This is a genomic window from Arthrobacter sp. Y3223151 (genome assembly GCF_059091125.1).
Map to the genome: position 1 here is coordinate 91,004 of NZ_JBNHGI010000006.1, position 13,072 is coordinate 104,075.

Below are 13,072 nucleotides of genomic sequence, written 5' to 3' on the forward strand. Positions count from 1 at the left end.
GTCACTCGGACCGGCCCGCCTCGACGGCGGCCGGGCGGGAGACCAGCCACGCCAGCCACAGCCCCAGCGCGTACAGCGGCACGCCCATGAGCAAGCGGGTGGTGCCCAGCGCCACCAGTCCGTCCTCGCCCATCAGGTAGAGGGGAAGCTGCACCGCAAGCCGCAGCAGGAGCACCGCCATCACGATCCAGGTGGCGATGGTGTACGCCTTCAGCCGCTGCGGCTGCTGCCGCCATGCCGTGCCCTCGCTGCGGATCAGCCCGAAGATCAGGCCCAGCACCGGCCACTTGACGGCCACGGACACCAGCATGACCAGAATGTAGGCGGCATTCGTGATGAAGCCCCAGACATAGAAGTCCTCGGCCCGGCCCGTGCTGTTGGCAACGAAGGCGCAGATGGCGACCCCCACCAGGCCGGAGAAGGCCTGCGTCACGGTGCCGCGCTGCACCAGGCGCAGCAGGGTGAAGACGGCGGCGGCCGCCAGCGCTCCGATCAGGGCGGGGCCGAGCTCCCGGCCGATGGTGAACACCACCAGGAAGATCACGCCGGGCAGGATGCTCTCGGCCAGACCGCGGACGCCGCCGACGGTCTTCAGCACGTCGATCTGTCCGTCGTCGGTGCGGTGCACCGCGGCGCTTGCGGCGTAGGCGCCGGCGAGTGCCTCGGCCGCGTCCGGGCGCCTGTTGCCCGGTTCCCGGGCCGGTTCCGGACGGGCTCCCGACGGCTGCCCGTCCCCCGGCGGCGGCACGATGTGCGGACCGGAGTCCGGCTGCTGATCTGTCATGGGTCAATTCTCCAACGGGCTGAGGATCTCGTAGCGAGGATTGTAGACGGTGGCGGTTCCTTCCACCCTGAACAGCATGCCCTCGAAGGCCAACCGGATGCCCGCCGCGATGCCGGGAACGCGGCGCTGCCCCAGCCAGATGAGCCGGACCCGCGGGTGCCCGCCGTCGCGGGACTTGCCGGGCTCCTGCTGGCCCGCGTCGGTGACGACGGCGGAAAACCGCGGCGGCTGCCCCGGCGGCGCGATGGTGATCGCCTCAACCAACCCGGTGGCGGCGACGTGGCCGCGCTCGGGCAGCCGGGCGATGGGGCTGTCCGCGGAGCGGCGATGGACGCGGGAGCGGTCAGCCAATCTCGGTGATCTCCGGGCCCCGCTCGGGCGCGGTCAGGCCGGGGTGGTGCGGCGCCGCGGGCTGCGGCTGGCCCGGGACGCCCTTGGGCATCTTGAGCTGCAGCAGGTCCTTGGGCGGCAGCGGCTGCGAGCCCCGGACCACCACGGTGGAGCGGAAGAGTTCCTCGAGGTCCGCGGCCTTGGCCCGGTCCAGCGCGGCGGGTCCGCCGATCACGCCGCGCAGAAACCAGCGCGGCCCGTCGACGCCGAGGAAGCGGGCCACCCGGAAGCCCTGCTTCCCGTCCGCGGTCTGTGCCGGCAGCTTGGCCACCACCTCGGTGCCCATCGGTCCGTCGATCTCTTGGACGGTGCCGCCCTGTGAACCCACGGAACTCGCGATCTGGGTGCGGATTTCCTTCCACAGCCCCTCGGATTTCGGCGCGGCGAATGCCTGGAGCTGCAGGTTGGAACCGGCCAGGTCCAGGGTCACCGCAACCACCCGCTTGGACTTTTCCTCGACCTCGAGCCGCAGCTGCAGGCCCTCCCGGGGACGGACCTTCAGCGCACCCAGGTCCAGGTAGCCGTTACCGGTGTCCTGCTCGGAGTCGTCGTAGGGGCCGTTGCGGCGGGGACCGCTGTCCGGCGCCGGCCGGGTGGCGTCCTCGCCAGGTGCGGCCGCGGCGGCTTCCTGCCCTTCGCCGTCGTTCTGGTTCCTCTTCTTGGAACGCCCAAATGCCATAACGTGAGATTCCTCTTCCTCCGGTCCTGCACCGGGTAGCTCAATGTCTGCGCTGAGGGGGTGCCTGCTGCGGCGGGCAGGCGCGCGTGCGTGCCCGCCGCACCGAGGGTGCGGAACTAACCGGCGCCGAACCCTCCGGTGGATCCGAATCCGCCGGCCCCCCGCGTCGAATCCGGGAGCTCGGCGACGCGTTCGAACGCGGCCGTCTCCACCTTCTGGATGACCAACTGCGCGATCCGGTCCCCCCGCTTGAACGTGAGCGTTTCACTGGCATCGGTATTCAGCAAGGTGACCGCTATCTCGCCCCGGTAACCGGCGTCCACCGTGCCGGGGGCGTTGACGATGGTCAGTCCGTGCTTGGCGGCCAGCCCGGAGCGCGGGTGGACCAAGGCAACATACCCGTGCGGCAGCGCCAGCGCCACGCCCGTCGGCACCAGAACACGCTCCCCCGGGGCGATCCGGAAATCGATCCGGCTCCGCAGGTCGGCCCCGGCGTCCCCCGGGTGGGCGTAGGCGGGCGGTTCCAGTCCGTCGTCGAGCATTTTCAGCTGGACCGTCAGCGTTTCAGTTGTCTGCTGCACTCGTGATCGTTTGTCCTTGCGATTGCGGATGTGGCGGCGGGAAGACTGCGGCCGCCAAGGGCCTGGCCCGCTGAGATATTCCGCACATCACTCTAGCGCGTTTTCAACCGTGGCGCCCGCGGGCGGGCGGGCTTCCGGGGGCCCGCCGGGAGCAAGGTGAAATGCCTGTCAAAAGGTGAAAAGCTGAGTCCATGACACAACCCGCGACCCCTGCAGGCGGCTCCGGTCCCGCCGGCGGTCCTTCCTCCGTGACCCACTTCGATGAGCGGCTGTGGCCCAATTTCTGGGTCTGGCTCATCGCCGCCGGCACCGCCGCCGCGGTCATCGTCATGCTGGCACCGATCAGCATGACCGCGGGCATCATCGGCGCCGTCGTCGCCGCCATCCTGCTGGCCGTCCTGCTGATCGCTTCCACGCCGCGGATCCTGGTCACCGACACCATCCTGCAGGTGGGCCGCGCCCAGATCGAGCGCCGCTACGTGGGGCGGGTGGAAGCGTTCACCGGCGAGGCCGCCACCGAGCAGCGCGGCCCCAAGCTGAACGGCACCGCCTACATGTGCATGCGCGGCTGGATCGATCCGGTGGTCACCATCGAAATCACCGACGAGACGGACCTGACCCCTTACTGGATCGCCTCCACGCGCCGGCCGCAGCAACTCGCCGCGGCCCTGAACCGCCCCGCCCCGGACGCGTCCTAGCGGACCCGCGGGGCAGCCCCGGCGGCGCCCTGCCCCGTGGTGCCGGCGGCTACCCCTCGCAGTCCCGGCAGTAGAGCAGCCCGTCTTTCTCCTTGGCCACCTGCGACCGGTGGCGGACCAGGAAGCAGGAGGCACAGGTGAACTCGTCCTGCTGGGCCGGGAGTACGCGGACCAGCAGTTCCTCGCCGGAGAGGTCGGCGCCGGGCAGCTCGAACCCCTCGGCCGCCTCGGCCTCGTCCTCGTCGACGACGGCCGACTGCGTGTCGGTCCGCCGGTGCGACTTCAGCTCTTCAATGGACTCCTCGTGGGTCTCTTCGTCGGGCTTCCGCGGGGCGTCGTAGTCAGTGGCCATTGTTGTTTGCTCCCACTCCGGTGGTCCGGTCCAGTTTCACGTCAGACCCCCGGTTCCGGGACACAAGCCCATGCCTGACGATCTGTGCACAGGCTCAACGCGTTCGCCGTCGATTTTGTGCCCGTGACGCGAAGATTCTTGCCGATTTCGGTGCGCCTGCCAAACCCAGGGGTTGCAGGGCGTTCGCGGCCGCCTGCGGACGGGGCGCCCGATCGGGGCGACCTTGGCCACAAACACCGCGCCACACCTGCGAAAACAATAGGAAAAGCCCGGTATGGGTGGCAGAGTTTCAGGCATAAAGTGTCGTCTGGTGGAGGGTTTTCATGCAGGATCTACGGCTGGTGGGTGTCCATGAGGATGGCGAACATCTGCTGTTGAGCGCAGGTGGGGACGACTACCGTCTGGCCATAGACGAAGCCCTGCGCACAGCGGTCTTCCGACCGACAACAACGCGCGCTCCCGGGGCCGGCGAACCGTCGGACGCCGGTATGTCCCCCCGCGAGATCCAGGCGCGCATCCGGGCGGGCGCCACGGCCGAGGAGGTCGCGGCCGAATCCGGCCTCGACCTGCAGCGGATCCGGCGCTACGAAAGCCCGGTGCTCGCCGAGCGCCACTACATCGTCGAGCAGGCCCGCAAGGTGGAAGTCGCCGGCCCGCTGCCCGGCCACGACGGCTACCGGTCGGCCTTCGGCGATGAGCCCGCCACCCTGGGAGAGATGGTGGACCACCGGATCCATGCCTTCGGCATCGACCCGGAATCGATGAACTGGGATTCCTGGCGGCGCAGCGACGGCACGTGGGAAGTTGTGGCATCCTTCACCGCGCCGGCGGCTCCCGCCACCGACTCCATCGGGGAAGAACCGCCCGCCCGCTGGGTGTTCCATGCGGCCCGCCGCACCATCCAGAACGCCAACCGGTGGGCGCAGCAGCTGAGCGAGCTCGAAACCGTGGACGGCCCGGTCCCCGGGCGCCGGCTGAAGGCCGTCACCGACCATGTCTTCGACTTCGAAGCCGACACCGGCGCGGACCCGGACCTCGAGCCGGCAGGGCAAGAGGACGACGGGCAGGACGACGGGCAGTCGTCCGAGTCGGAAGAGCTGCTGGAGGTGCTGCGCTCCCGGCGCGGGCAGCGGCTGGGCGTCGACGAAGATGCCGACGACGCGCTGGCCCTGATGCTCACCCACGGTCCGATTCCGGCGGCCCACCCGCGCGACTCGTTCGGGGAAGCGGATGATTCCGGCGACGACCCCGGCGCGCGGCCGCGTGCCGGCTTCCCGCTGACGCTGGCCCCGGCCTACGACGACGGCGCGGTCTCTTCGCTGGAGCTGGGGCACGGGATCAGCACCCACACGCACGAAATCACGCTCTCCGGCGCGCCCGGTTTCCTGCGGGACGAGCCGGCTGCGGGAACGGGCGGCGGCGTCCGCGGCGAGGACGGCGACCTTACCGCGGAAGAGGCCGACGCGGGCCCGGCGACGGGCGGCGCGCAGGAAACGGGCGCCCCGGTGGACGACCGGATTGAGCTCGTCAGCCCTTCCACAGCACCGCTGAAAACCGCAGAAAACGGCAGCGCAGCGGCCGCGGACCAGGCCCGTCCGGCGCAGGCCGGGGCGGAGACCGCCGCCGATCCCGAACCCGGGGACAAAGACACGGTGCGGGAAGATCCGGCGCCGGAACCGCCCAAGCGCTCCATCAAACCGAAGCGCTCCAGCGTGCCCAGTTGGGACGAGATCGTCTTCGGCACCAAGCACGACTGACCAGCGGCCGGCGGCGGCCGGGACCCGGCGGGGTGCCCGGCCCGTCAACCTCCCGTTGCCGGCGGGCGCGGCTTCCTAGCGCCGTTTGCCCGGAGCCGCCAGGGTCAGCAGGGGCACTTCCCGCTCCGCCTTCGTCAGCGAGCCGTGCTGGCCGACCACGGACATCGCCGTCTCCGGCACGCGCCGCGTGTCGTAGAACGCCACGGGCTCCCGCGCAGCCACCATCAGGTCTCCGATGCGCGGCAGCACCCGCGGGTCCACCCGGCCGAAGAACCCTCGGCTGACCGCCTCTTCCCGGGTGAACACCCAGGCCTGCTTCCCATACCGCTGCAGCCAGGCACGGGCCACCTGCTCGCGCTGCCCAGCCGTGGCGTCCGGCTCAAAATAGAGGTGGACCAGCCGCGGTTCGCCGCCGGTGTGCCGCACCCCGGCCACCAGGGCCGGGTCCGCCGAGTAGTCGAAACGGAATTCCTCGGCCACGTCCAGCATGCCGTGGTCCGCGGTCAGCAGCAGCAGGGTATCGGCCGGAAGCTGCCGGGCCAGGCGGCGCATGTCCGAGTCAAGTTCCTCCAGCGCATGCCCCCACTGGGCCGAGGCCGCGCCGAACCGGTGGCCCGCCTTGTCCAGTTCGTTGAAATAGAGGTACACCAACGCCCGGTCCGTAGCCGCCAACGCTTCGGCGGTGGCCTGCGTCCGGGCATGGCCGGTGGCGCCGGGCACGAACCTGCTGCCGCGCAGCGCCGCCCGGGTCATGCCCGACTCCGCGAACCGGGGCAGGCTGACGGTGGTCACCGGCAGCTGCTCCGCCACCCGTTCGAACACCGTGGAATACGGTTGCCACACCTGCGGATCCACCCCGGGGTCCCAGCCTCCGAGCTGGTTGACCACCTTGTCCTGCCTCGGGTCCAGGACGTCATAGCCGACCATGCCGTGCAGGCCGGGCGCCAGCCCGGTCCCCAGGCTGGCGAGGGACGCCGCCGTCGTCGAGGGAAGGGCGCTGCCGAGGGTCCGCGAGTTGTCCATGGCCTGGCGCAGGAAGGGGGCATGTCCGCCGCGCTGCTTCAGCAGCGCCTTGCCCAGTCCGTCCACCATGACCACGCACACACGCCGCGCCGGCGGCAGCTGCAGCTCATTGTCGAAGCCGTCGGCGCCCAGCGCGGCCGCCGCGCTGGTCATGACCTCCGCGAGGGAGTTGCGGCCGTAGCCGGGGGCAGCCGGAAGCGGTTCCTGTATCGGCGTCACGCAGCGTCGATCCCGCGGATCAGCGGCCGTGATGGCCGCGGACCAGGCGGTTGCCGATGCGCGGGCGCTGCTGCACCGGCCCCGGCGCGGCGGCGGGCTCCGGGTGGCTGGTGCTGACCTTGCGCAGGGCGCGGGCAAAGTCCTTGGCGTTCTGGACCGCCTGCAACCCGTCGGCCTCGGCGCTGACCCGCAGCACGATGTCTTCCTGGACGATGTTGCCCGTGTAGCCGTGGTCGGCGTCGCACTGCGGATCGCCGCAACCGGCCGGGCCCATGTCCAGCCGCTGGCCGCCGGACCAGGCGATGGCCAGGGTCAGTTCGCGGGCTTGGTCGGCGGAGGTGTAGTTCTGCGGCTGGGCGTAGACGTAGCTGAGCACCACGGAGCGGATCTGGCTGACCGGGACCGACTCGGTGGAAATCTGCGCCACCATTTGCTCGCCCTCGTCGTCCAGCTGCTGGTCGTCCACGTGGGTGATGACCAGCATGTCCTCGGTGAGCACCAGCACGGTGATGTGCCGGTGCACCTCGTTGCGGTCGAAGTGGGTCTCCAGGTGCACCAGGTGGGACAGCGGCTCGCGCTCGTCCAAGGCGTCGTGGACCACGTCGGAAACCAGCAGCGGGTAGAAGCCTGCCCGGTTGAGGGCGTCGTCGAGACTGCGGCGTTCGGCCGTCGATAGGGGGCTCATGGTTCCATAATCCCCTACCCTGCCGCCGGATGGCCAACCCGGCAGGTTCAGTCCCGCATGGCGCGCCGCGCGCTGTCCGTGCGGTGCGCGTGGTTTCCGAGCCGGACTTCGGCGTTCAGCACGGCCAGGCCCCGGTCGGAGAGCTGGACCGGGTTGAGCTCCAGCAGGGCCACTTCGGGGTGTTCGTCCTTGAGCTGCGCCACGCGGGCGATCAGGTCTTCGAGCGCCGGAACGTCCACGGCCGGCAGGCCCTGGTAGCCGAAGAGCTTCTCCGCGGCGCGGGGCCCGCGGACCAGGTCCGCCACATCCACGGTGGTCAGCGGGGGGATCCGGTGGGACCAGTCCCCCAGCAGGTTGACGGCGTCGCCGGCCAGCCCGAAGGACACCACCGGGCCCAGGAGCGGATCCTCGATGGAGCGGATGGTGCAGGCCTGGCCGGCGGGCACCATCGACTGGACTTCCAACGGGATGTCGCCGAACGGGGCCAGGCTGGCCCGCATGTGCGCGATGTTGGCGCGCAGGGTCGCCTCGTCCGTGATGTTCAGCCGGACCCCGCCGAGGTCCAGCCGTTGCCGCAGCCGCGCGTCGGTGGTCTTGACGGCCACGGGCCAGCCGAGCCGTTCGGCGGCGGCCACGGCCTCGTCGTCATGCGTGAAGCCGGCCGACTCCTGAACCGTGATGCCGTAACAGCCCAGCAGCCGGGCGGTCTGCGCAGCGGTCGGCGTCAGCAGCTCGGTCCCGGTGACCCCGCCGAGCAGGGCGTCGATCTGCCGTTGCGCCTCGGCGGGATCGGTGCCCGCCGGTTCGGCGAATTCGCCCTGGTCGCGGGCCTTCCATTCGGCGTAGCGGACCACGGCCGCCAGCGCGTTCACGGCGCTGCCGGGGCTGGCAAAGCTGGGCAGGCCCCGCTGCAACCCGCCGGAAGCCGTGCCTCCGGTGGCCAGCAGGCCGTCGGTCCGTTCGGCCAGGTCGAGCACGCCGGTGAAGGAGGCGACCACCGGCTTGCCGGCCTCTTCGGCGCAGTCCCGCAGCACCTCCGCCAGCCGGGAGGTCGGGATGCCGGTGGCGGGCAGGAGGGTGACGACGGCGGCGTGCACCTCGGGTGCGGACAGTGCCTGCTGCACCTGCCGGCGAAGCATCGGCAGCGCGTTTGACTGCCCGGTATTCAGGTCCAGCGCCACCTCCCGCCGGACCACGTCCAGCTGGTGCGCCTTTGCGGCGTCGGCCACCACGTTGCCCAGCGCCAGGGAGTTGCTGAAGACGGCCAGGTTGGCACCGGCCGGAAGCGGCTGGCTGACCAGGACCTGCGCCACGTCCATCAGCTCTTCATTGGTCTCCACGCGGATCACTCCGGACTGGCGGAACATCGCGTCGAGGGCGCCCGGCGGCGCCTGGGTAGTGCGCACCGCGTGGCCGGGCGGCAGTTGCAGCCCCATCACATCGGACTTGGCCACGATCACCGGCTTGCTGCGCGAGAGCCGCCGCGCGATGCGGGAAAATTTCCGGGGGTTGCCGATGGATTCCAGGTAGAGCCCCACGGCCATGGTGGCCGGGTCGTCTTCCCAGTACTGCATCACATCGTTGCCGGAGACGTCGGCCCGGTTCCCCGCCGACACCGTGGAGGACAGGCCCAGCCCGCGCCGGCTGGCGGCGGTGTAGAGCAGGACGCCGATCGCCGCGGACTGGCTGAACAGCCCGAGCGCCCCGCGCGGGGGCATGGCCGGCGCCATGGAGGCGTTCAGCGACACCGCCGGGTCGGTGTTCAGGAGTCCGAGCGACCCCGGGCCGATCACCCGCATCCCGTGGGCGCGGGCCTGGCGCACCAGCTCGCGCTGCCGCTGCAGGCCTTCGGTCCCGGCCTGGGAGAACCCGTCGCTGGCCACCAGGATGCCCTTGACCCCGGCGGCAGCGCATTCGCGGGCCACCTTGGGCACTTCCTCGTAAGGGACGGCGACGACGGCGAGTTCCACGGGGTCCGGGACGTCGGCGATGGCGGCATGGGAGATCATGCCGTTCAGTTCGAAGGCCTGCGGGTTGATGGCGTAGACGGGACCGGTGAAGCCGGCTTCGATGATGTTCTCCAGCAGCGAGTAGCCCACGCTGCCCCAATCCCGGCTGGCGCCGATCACGGCCACGGATCCGGGGGCCAGCAGGGCGGCCACGCTCTTGGCCTCGGCCCGGTGTTCCCGGGCGGCCATGACGGCGCGGGAGCGCTCGGTCGGGTCGATGTCGAACTCCAGTGCGACCACCCCGTCGTCGAAATGGCGCCGTACCTCGTAACCGGCGTCGTTGAAGACGGTGATCATTTTCCGGTTCTCCGGCAGCACCTCGGCGGAGAACTTGCTGATGCCGTTCTCCCGGGCGGCCGCCGCCAGATGCTCGAGCAGGATGGAGCCCAGCCCCCGGCCCTGGTGGGCATCGGAGATATTGAAGGCGACCTCGGCTTCGGCGGGATCGTCCAGCCTGTCGTAGCGGCCGATCCCGATGATTTCATCGCCGATGGTGATGACGAAGGCCACCCGGCTGACGTAGTCGACCTTGGTGAAGCGGGCCAGTTCGCGCGGGCTGAGCTTGGACTTGAAGGTGAAGAAGCGCAGGTAGATGGAGCTTTCCGATTGCCCCACGTGGAAGGCCTGCAGGGCCTCGGCATCGGCCGGGAGGATGGGGCGCAGGTGCGCCGTCCCGCCGTCGCGCAGCACGACATCCGCCTCCCAATAATCCGGATAATCCGGGGAATCAGCCTCTTGCGCCATAAACTCACTGTATCCGCAACTTTTAGCTAAGGACCGAAGCTCTACCGATGCCCCGCCGCCAGACTCCCGCCCCCGAAGAGGACTACACGGAGAACATCGTCGATATCGACGTGACCTCCGAGATGGAAGGCTCCTTCCTCGAATACGCCTACTCGGTCATTTACTCGCGCGCGCTGCCCGATGCCCGCGACGGGCTGAAGCCGGTGCAGCGCCGAATTCTCTACATGATGTCCCAGATGGGGCTGCGGCCGGACAAGGGGCACGTGAAGTCCGCCCGCGTGGTCGGCGAGGTGATGGGCAAGCTGCACCCGCACGGCGACGCCGCGATCTACGACGCGATGGTGCGGATGGCGCAGTCGTTCTCGCTGCGCATGCCGCTGATTGACGGCCACGGCAACTTCGGATCGCTCGACGACGGCCCCGCGGCACCGCGCTACACCGAGGCCCGCCTCGCGCCGCCGGCCCTGGCGCTGACAGACCACCTGGACGAAGACGTTGTGGACTTCGTGCCGAACTACGACAACCAGCTGATGCAGCCGGCGGTACTCCCGGCCGCCTTCCCCAACCTTCTGGTCAACGGTTCCTCCGGCATCGCCGTGGGCATGGCCACCAACATGGCGCCGCACAACCTCGGCGAGGTGATCGCCGCGGCCCAGCACCTGATCGCCAACCCGGACGCCACGCTCGAGGACATCATGCGGTTCGTCCCCGGACCGGACCTGCCGTCCGGCGGCAAGATCGTGGGCCTGGACGGAATCCGCGACGCGTATGCCACCGGCCGCGGCTCCTTCAAGACCCGCGCCAAGGTGGAGGTGGAGAAGCTCACCGCCCGCCGCACCGGTCTGGTGGTCACCGAGCTGCCCTACGGCGTGGGCCCGGAGAAGGTGATCGAGAAGATCAAGGACGCGGTGACGTCCAAGAAGCTGCAGGGCATCAGCGACATCGTGGACCTGACCGACCGGCAGCACGGCCTGCGCCTGGTCATCGAACTGAAGAACGGCTTCAATCCGAACGCCGTGCTGGCGCAGCTGTACCGCTATTCGCCGATGGAGGACTCCTTCGGCATCAACAACGTGACGCTGGTCGACGGGCAGCCGCGCACGCTGGGCCTGATGGAACTGCTGCAGGTCTACATCAGCCACCGCATCGGCGTCGTCCGCCGGCGCACCGCGTTCCGGTTGGGCAAGAAGAAGGACCGGCTGCATCTGGTCGAAGGCCTGCTGATCGCCATCGTGGACATCGACGAGGTCATCCAGATTATCCGATCCTCGGACGAGGCGGCCGCCGCCCGCGAACGGCTGATGGCCATCTACGACCTGTCCGAAATCCAGGCCAATCACATCCTCGAACTGCGGCTGCGCCAGCTGACCAAATACTCGCGGATCGAGCTCGAGAAGGAACAGGACGAACTGCGCCGCGAGATCGCCGCACTGGAGGAAATCCTGGCCAACGAGGCCATGCTGCGCCAGCTGGTCTCCGACGAACTGGGCGAGGTTTCCGCGCTCTACGCCACGCCGCGGCGGACCGTGCTGCTCGAGTCGGAGGCCGCCGCCCCGCTCCGCGGCACCGCCCTGCCGGCCCCCGCCGCCGGCAAGAACGCCAAGGCCGCCCTGCCGCTGCAGATCGCGGACGACCCGTGCTGGGTCCTGCTCTCCGCCTCCGGCCAGCTCGCCCGCACGGTGGACCAGGAGCCCCTGTCGGACGGCCAGCGGATCCGGCACGATGTCCTGGCGTCCGTCGTCAAGACCACGGCACGGGCCGAAATCGGAGCCGTGACCTCGCTGGGCCGGATGCTGCGGCTTCCGGTCCTGGACATGCCGGTGCTCGCCGCCGCTGCCGGGTCGCCCAACCTGGCCGGCGGCGTCCCGGTCAAGGAGTTCGTGACCCTGGCGAAGGGCGAGACCCTGGTGGCCTTGGCCCCGCTGGACAAGGTCCTCGCCCTCGGCACGGCCCAGGGCATCGTCAAACGCGTGACCCCGGACTACCCGCTCAACCGGGAGGACTGGGAGATCATCGCGCTCAAGCCCAAGGACTACATTGTGGGCCTGAGCGTCCCGGCCGACGACGACGAACTGGTCTTCATCACCCGCCAGGCGCAACTGCTGCACTTCCCGGCCTCGACGGTGCGCGCCCAGGGCCGCACGGCCGGCGGCGTTACGGGCATCAAGCTGGGCGCGGAAGACACCGTGACGTTCTTTGGTGCGGTCGCCGCGGGGGATGCGGACGCCGTCGTCGTCACCGTCGCCTCCTCGCAGGAAGCCCTGCCGGGCACCTCCCCCGGCTCGGTCAAGGTCACCCCGTTCACGGAGTACCCGGCCAAGGGCCGCGCCACCGGCGGAGTGCGCGCGCACCGCTTCCTGAAGGGCGAGGACATGCTCTCGCTGGCGTGGGCCGGGCACGGTCCGGCGAAGGCCAGCTCGGCCAACGGCGCCTCCCGGGCGCTGCCCACCGAACACGGCCGCCGCGACGGTTCCGGCATCCCGTTGTCCCAGCCGGTGGACGCCGTCGGCCCCGCCCTATCGCAGCAGGGGGCGCAAGACTCCTAAGCTGGAGCATGGCGATCATCCCCGACACCAAGGACTGGACGTGGGTCACCGAGCGGCCCTGCCCCGAATGCGGCTTCGACCCGGCCGGCGTCACGCCGGACCGGATCGGCCCGGAGGTGCTGGCCACGGTGCCCCGCTGGCAGGCGGCCCTGGCGGAGCCCGGCGCCCACGTCCGCCCCGACGACTCGACGTGGTCGGTGCTGGAGTACGCCGCCCACGTCCGTGACGTCTGCCGCGTATTCGATGCCCGGCTGCAGCTGATGCTCGGCCAGGACAACCCGGAGTTTGCCGACTGGGACCAGAACGCCGCGGCCGTTGAGGGACGTTACGCCGGCCAGGACCCGCGCGCCGTCGCCGAGGAGCTGGCGGCAGCGGCCGCGGAGGTCGCGGCCGGCTTTAATGCGGTGACCCCGGCCGAGTGGGACCGCCGCGGCAGGCGCAGCAACGGTTCGGCTTTCACCGTCGTCACGCTCGGCAGCTACTTCCTGCACGACGTCACGCATCACCTGCACGACGTCGGGGCGTAGGCGCCGGCCGGCCGCGGTGCACGACGTCGGCGCGTAGCCGCCGCCCGGCCGCGGTGCACGACGTCGGGGCCCTCCCCT

At 70.4% G+C, this 13,072-nt stretch carries 12 protein-coding genes; 4 read left to right on the forward strand and 8 right to left on the reverse strand.

All coding sequences use genetic code 11. The annotated features are described in order from the left end of the window. Window position 1: 1 nt before the first annotated feature. The 4 genes from AC5RUP_RS10515 to dut all read right to left on the reverse strand — a co-directional run bounded on the left by AC5RUP_RS10515 (window position 2) and on the right by dut (window position 2,434). Window positions 2–784, reverse strand: coding sequence for a DUF3159 domain-containing protein (locus tag AC5RUP_RS10515; protein WP_494131357.1), 783 nt, complete (start codon window positions 782–784; stop codon window positions 2–4). Window positions 785–787: 3 nt separating this feature from the next. Next, window positions 788–1,135: a hypothetical protein gene (locus AC5RUP_RS10520; RefSeq protein ID WP_494093040.1), complete on the reverse strand. Its 348-nt coding sequence runs from the start codon at window positions 1,133–1,135 to the stop codon at window positions 788–790. Beyond that, window positions 1,128–1,853, reverse strand: coding sequence for a DUF3710 domain-containing protein (locus AC5RUP_RS10525; protein ID WP_494158524.1), 726 nt, complete (start codon window positions 1,851–1,853; stop codon window positions 1,128–1,130). Before AC5RUP_RS10525 ends, AC5RUP_RS10520 begins: the two co-directional genes overlap by 8 nt. 116 nt (window positions 1,854–1,969) lie before the next feature. Beyond that, window positions 1,970–2,434, reverse strand: a complete 465-nt coding sequence (gene dut / locus AC5RUP_RS10530) for a dUTP diphosphatase (protein WP_493999514.1) — start codon at window positions 2,432–2,434, stop codon at window positions 1,970–1,972. A gap of 191 nt (window positions 2,435–2,625) precedes the next feature. Between dut and AC5RUP_RS10535 the strand changes: the two genes are divergently transcribed. Then, entirely contained in the window at window positions 2,626–3,132 is a 507-nt protein-coding gene (locus AC5RUP_RS10535) for a DUF3093 domain-containing protein (RefSeq protein ID WP_494155095.1), read from the forward strand. A gap of 49 nt (window positions 3,133–3,181) precedes the next feature. Here AC5RUP_RS10535 and AC5RUP_RS10540 read toward each other — a convergent pair whose 3' ends face one another. Next, window positions 3,182–3,484, reverse strand: coding sequence for a DUF4193 domain-containing protein (locus AC5RUP_RS10540; protein WP_493987423.1), 303 nt, complete (start codon window positions 3,482–3,484; stop codon window positions 3,182–3,184). Between the two features lie 323 nt (window positions 3,485–3,807). Between AC5RUP_RS10540 and sepH the strand changes: the two genes are divergently transcribed. Continuing rightward, window positions 3,808–5,241 (forward strand): septation protein SepH, encoded by a 1,434-nt coding sequence (gene sepH / locus AC5RUP_RS10545; RefSeq protein WP_494155054.1) that lies wholly within the window; start codon window positions 3,808–3,810, stop codon window positions 5,239–5,241. A gap of 75 nt (window positions 5,242–5,316) precedes the next feature. Here sepH and AC5RUP_RS10550 read toward each other — a convergent pair whose 3' ends face one another. The 3 genes from AC5RUP_RS10550 to AC5RUP_RS10560 form a co-directional block, all read right to left on the reverse strand. Next, window positions 5,317–6,417 (reverse strand): alkaline phosphatase family protein, encoded by a 1,101-nt coding sequence (locus AC5RUP_RS10550; protein WP_494158549.1) that lies wholly within the window; start codon window positions 6,415–6,417, stop codon window positions 5,317–5,319. 85 nt (window positions 6,418–6,502) lie between these two features. Next, complete coding sequence (locus AC5RUP_RS10555) at window positions 6,503–7,168, reverse strand: DUF5998 family protein (protein ID WP_493977911.1); 666 nt, start codon at window positions 7,166–7,168, stop codon at window positions 6,503–6,505. Window positions 7,169–7,215: 47 nt separating this feature from the next. After that, window positions 7,216–9,921: a bifunctional acetate--CoA ligase family protein/GNAT family N-acetyltransferase gene (locus tag AC5RUP_RS10560; protein ID WP_494158525.1), complete on the reverse strand. Its 2,706-nt coding sequence runs from the start codon at window positions 9,919–9,921 to the stop codon at window positions 7,216–7,218. Window positions 9,922–9,968: 47 nt separating this feature from the next. On the opposite strand from AC5RUP_RS10560, the gene AC5RUP_RS10565 reads away from it, so the two are divergent. Further along, window positions 9,969–12,467: a DNA gyrase/topoisomerase IV subunit A gene (locus tag AC5RUP_RS10565; protein ID WP_494158526.1), complete on the forward strand. Its 2,499-nt coding sequence runs from the start codon at window positions 9,969–9,971 to the stop codon at window positions 12,465–12,467. Between the two features lie 8 nt (window positions 12,468–12,475). Beyond that, window positions 12,476–12,994 carry a DinB family protein gene (locus tag AC5RUP_RS10570; protein ID WP_494158527.1) on the forward strand — a complete coding sequence of 173 codons (519 nt, stop codon included), beginning with the start codon at window positions 12,476–12,478 and terminating at the stop codon, window positions 12,992–12,994. Window positions 12,995–13,072: the final 78 nt, after the last annotated feature.

Coding starts and splice junctions, on each gene's coding strand:
- AC5RUP_RS10550 (WP_494158549.1), bottom strand. CDS start 6,417: ATGACCAGCGCGGCGGCCGCGCTGGGCGCCGACGGCTTCGACAATGAG.
- AC5RUP_RS10535 (WP_494155095.1), top strand. CDS start 2,626: ATGACACAACCCGCGACCCCTGCAGGCGGCTCCGGTCCCGCCGGCGGT.
- AC5RUP_RS10565 (WP_494158526.1), top strand. CDS start 9,969: ATGCCCCGCCGCCAGACTCCCGCCCCCGAAGAGGACTACACGGAGAAC.
- AC5RUP_RS10540 (WP_493987423.1), bottom strand. CDS start 3,484: ATGGCCACTGACTACGACGCCCCGCGGAAGCCCGACGAAGAGACCCAC.
- sepH (WP_494155054.1), top strand. CDS start 3,808: ATGCAGGATCTACGGCTGGTGGGTGTCCATGAGGATGGCGAACATCTG.
- AC5RUP_RS10555 (WP_493977911.1), bottom strand. CDS start 7,168: ATGAGCCCCCTATCGACGGCCGAACGCCGCAGTCTCGACGACGCCCTC.
- AC5RUP_RS10515 (WP_494131357.1), bottom strand. CDS start 784: ATGACAGATCAGCAGCCGGACTCCGGTCCGCACATCGTGCCGCCGCCG.
- AC5RUP_RS10525 (WP_494158524.1), bottom strand. CDS start 1,853: ATGGCATTTGGGCGTTCCAAGAAGAGGAACCAGAACGACGGCGAAGGG.
- AC5RUP_RS10570 (WP_494158527.1), top strand. CDS start 12,476: ATGGCGATCATCCCCGACACCAAGGACTGGACGTGGGTCACCGAGCGG.
- AC5RUP_RS10560 (WP_494158525.1), bottom strand. CDS start 9,921: ATGGCGCAAGAGGCTGATTCCCCGGATTATCCGGATTATTGGGAGGCG.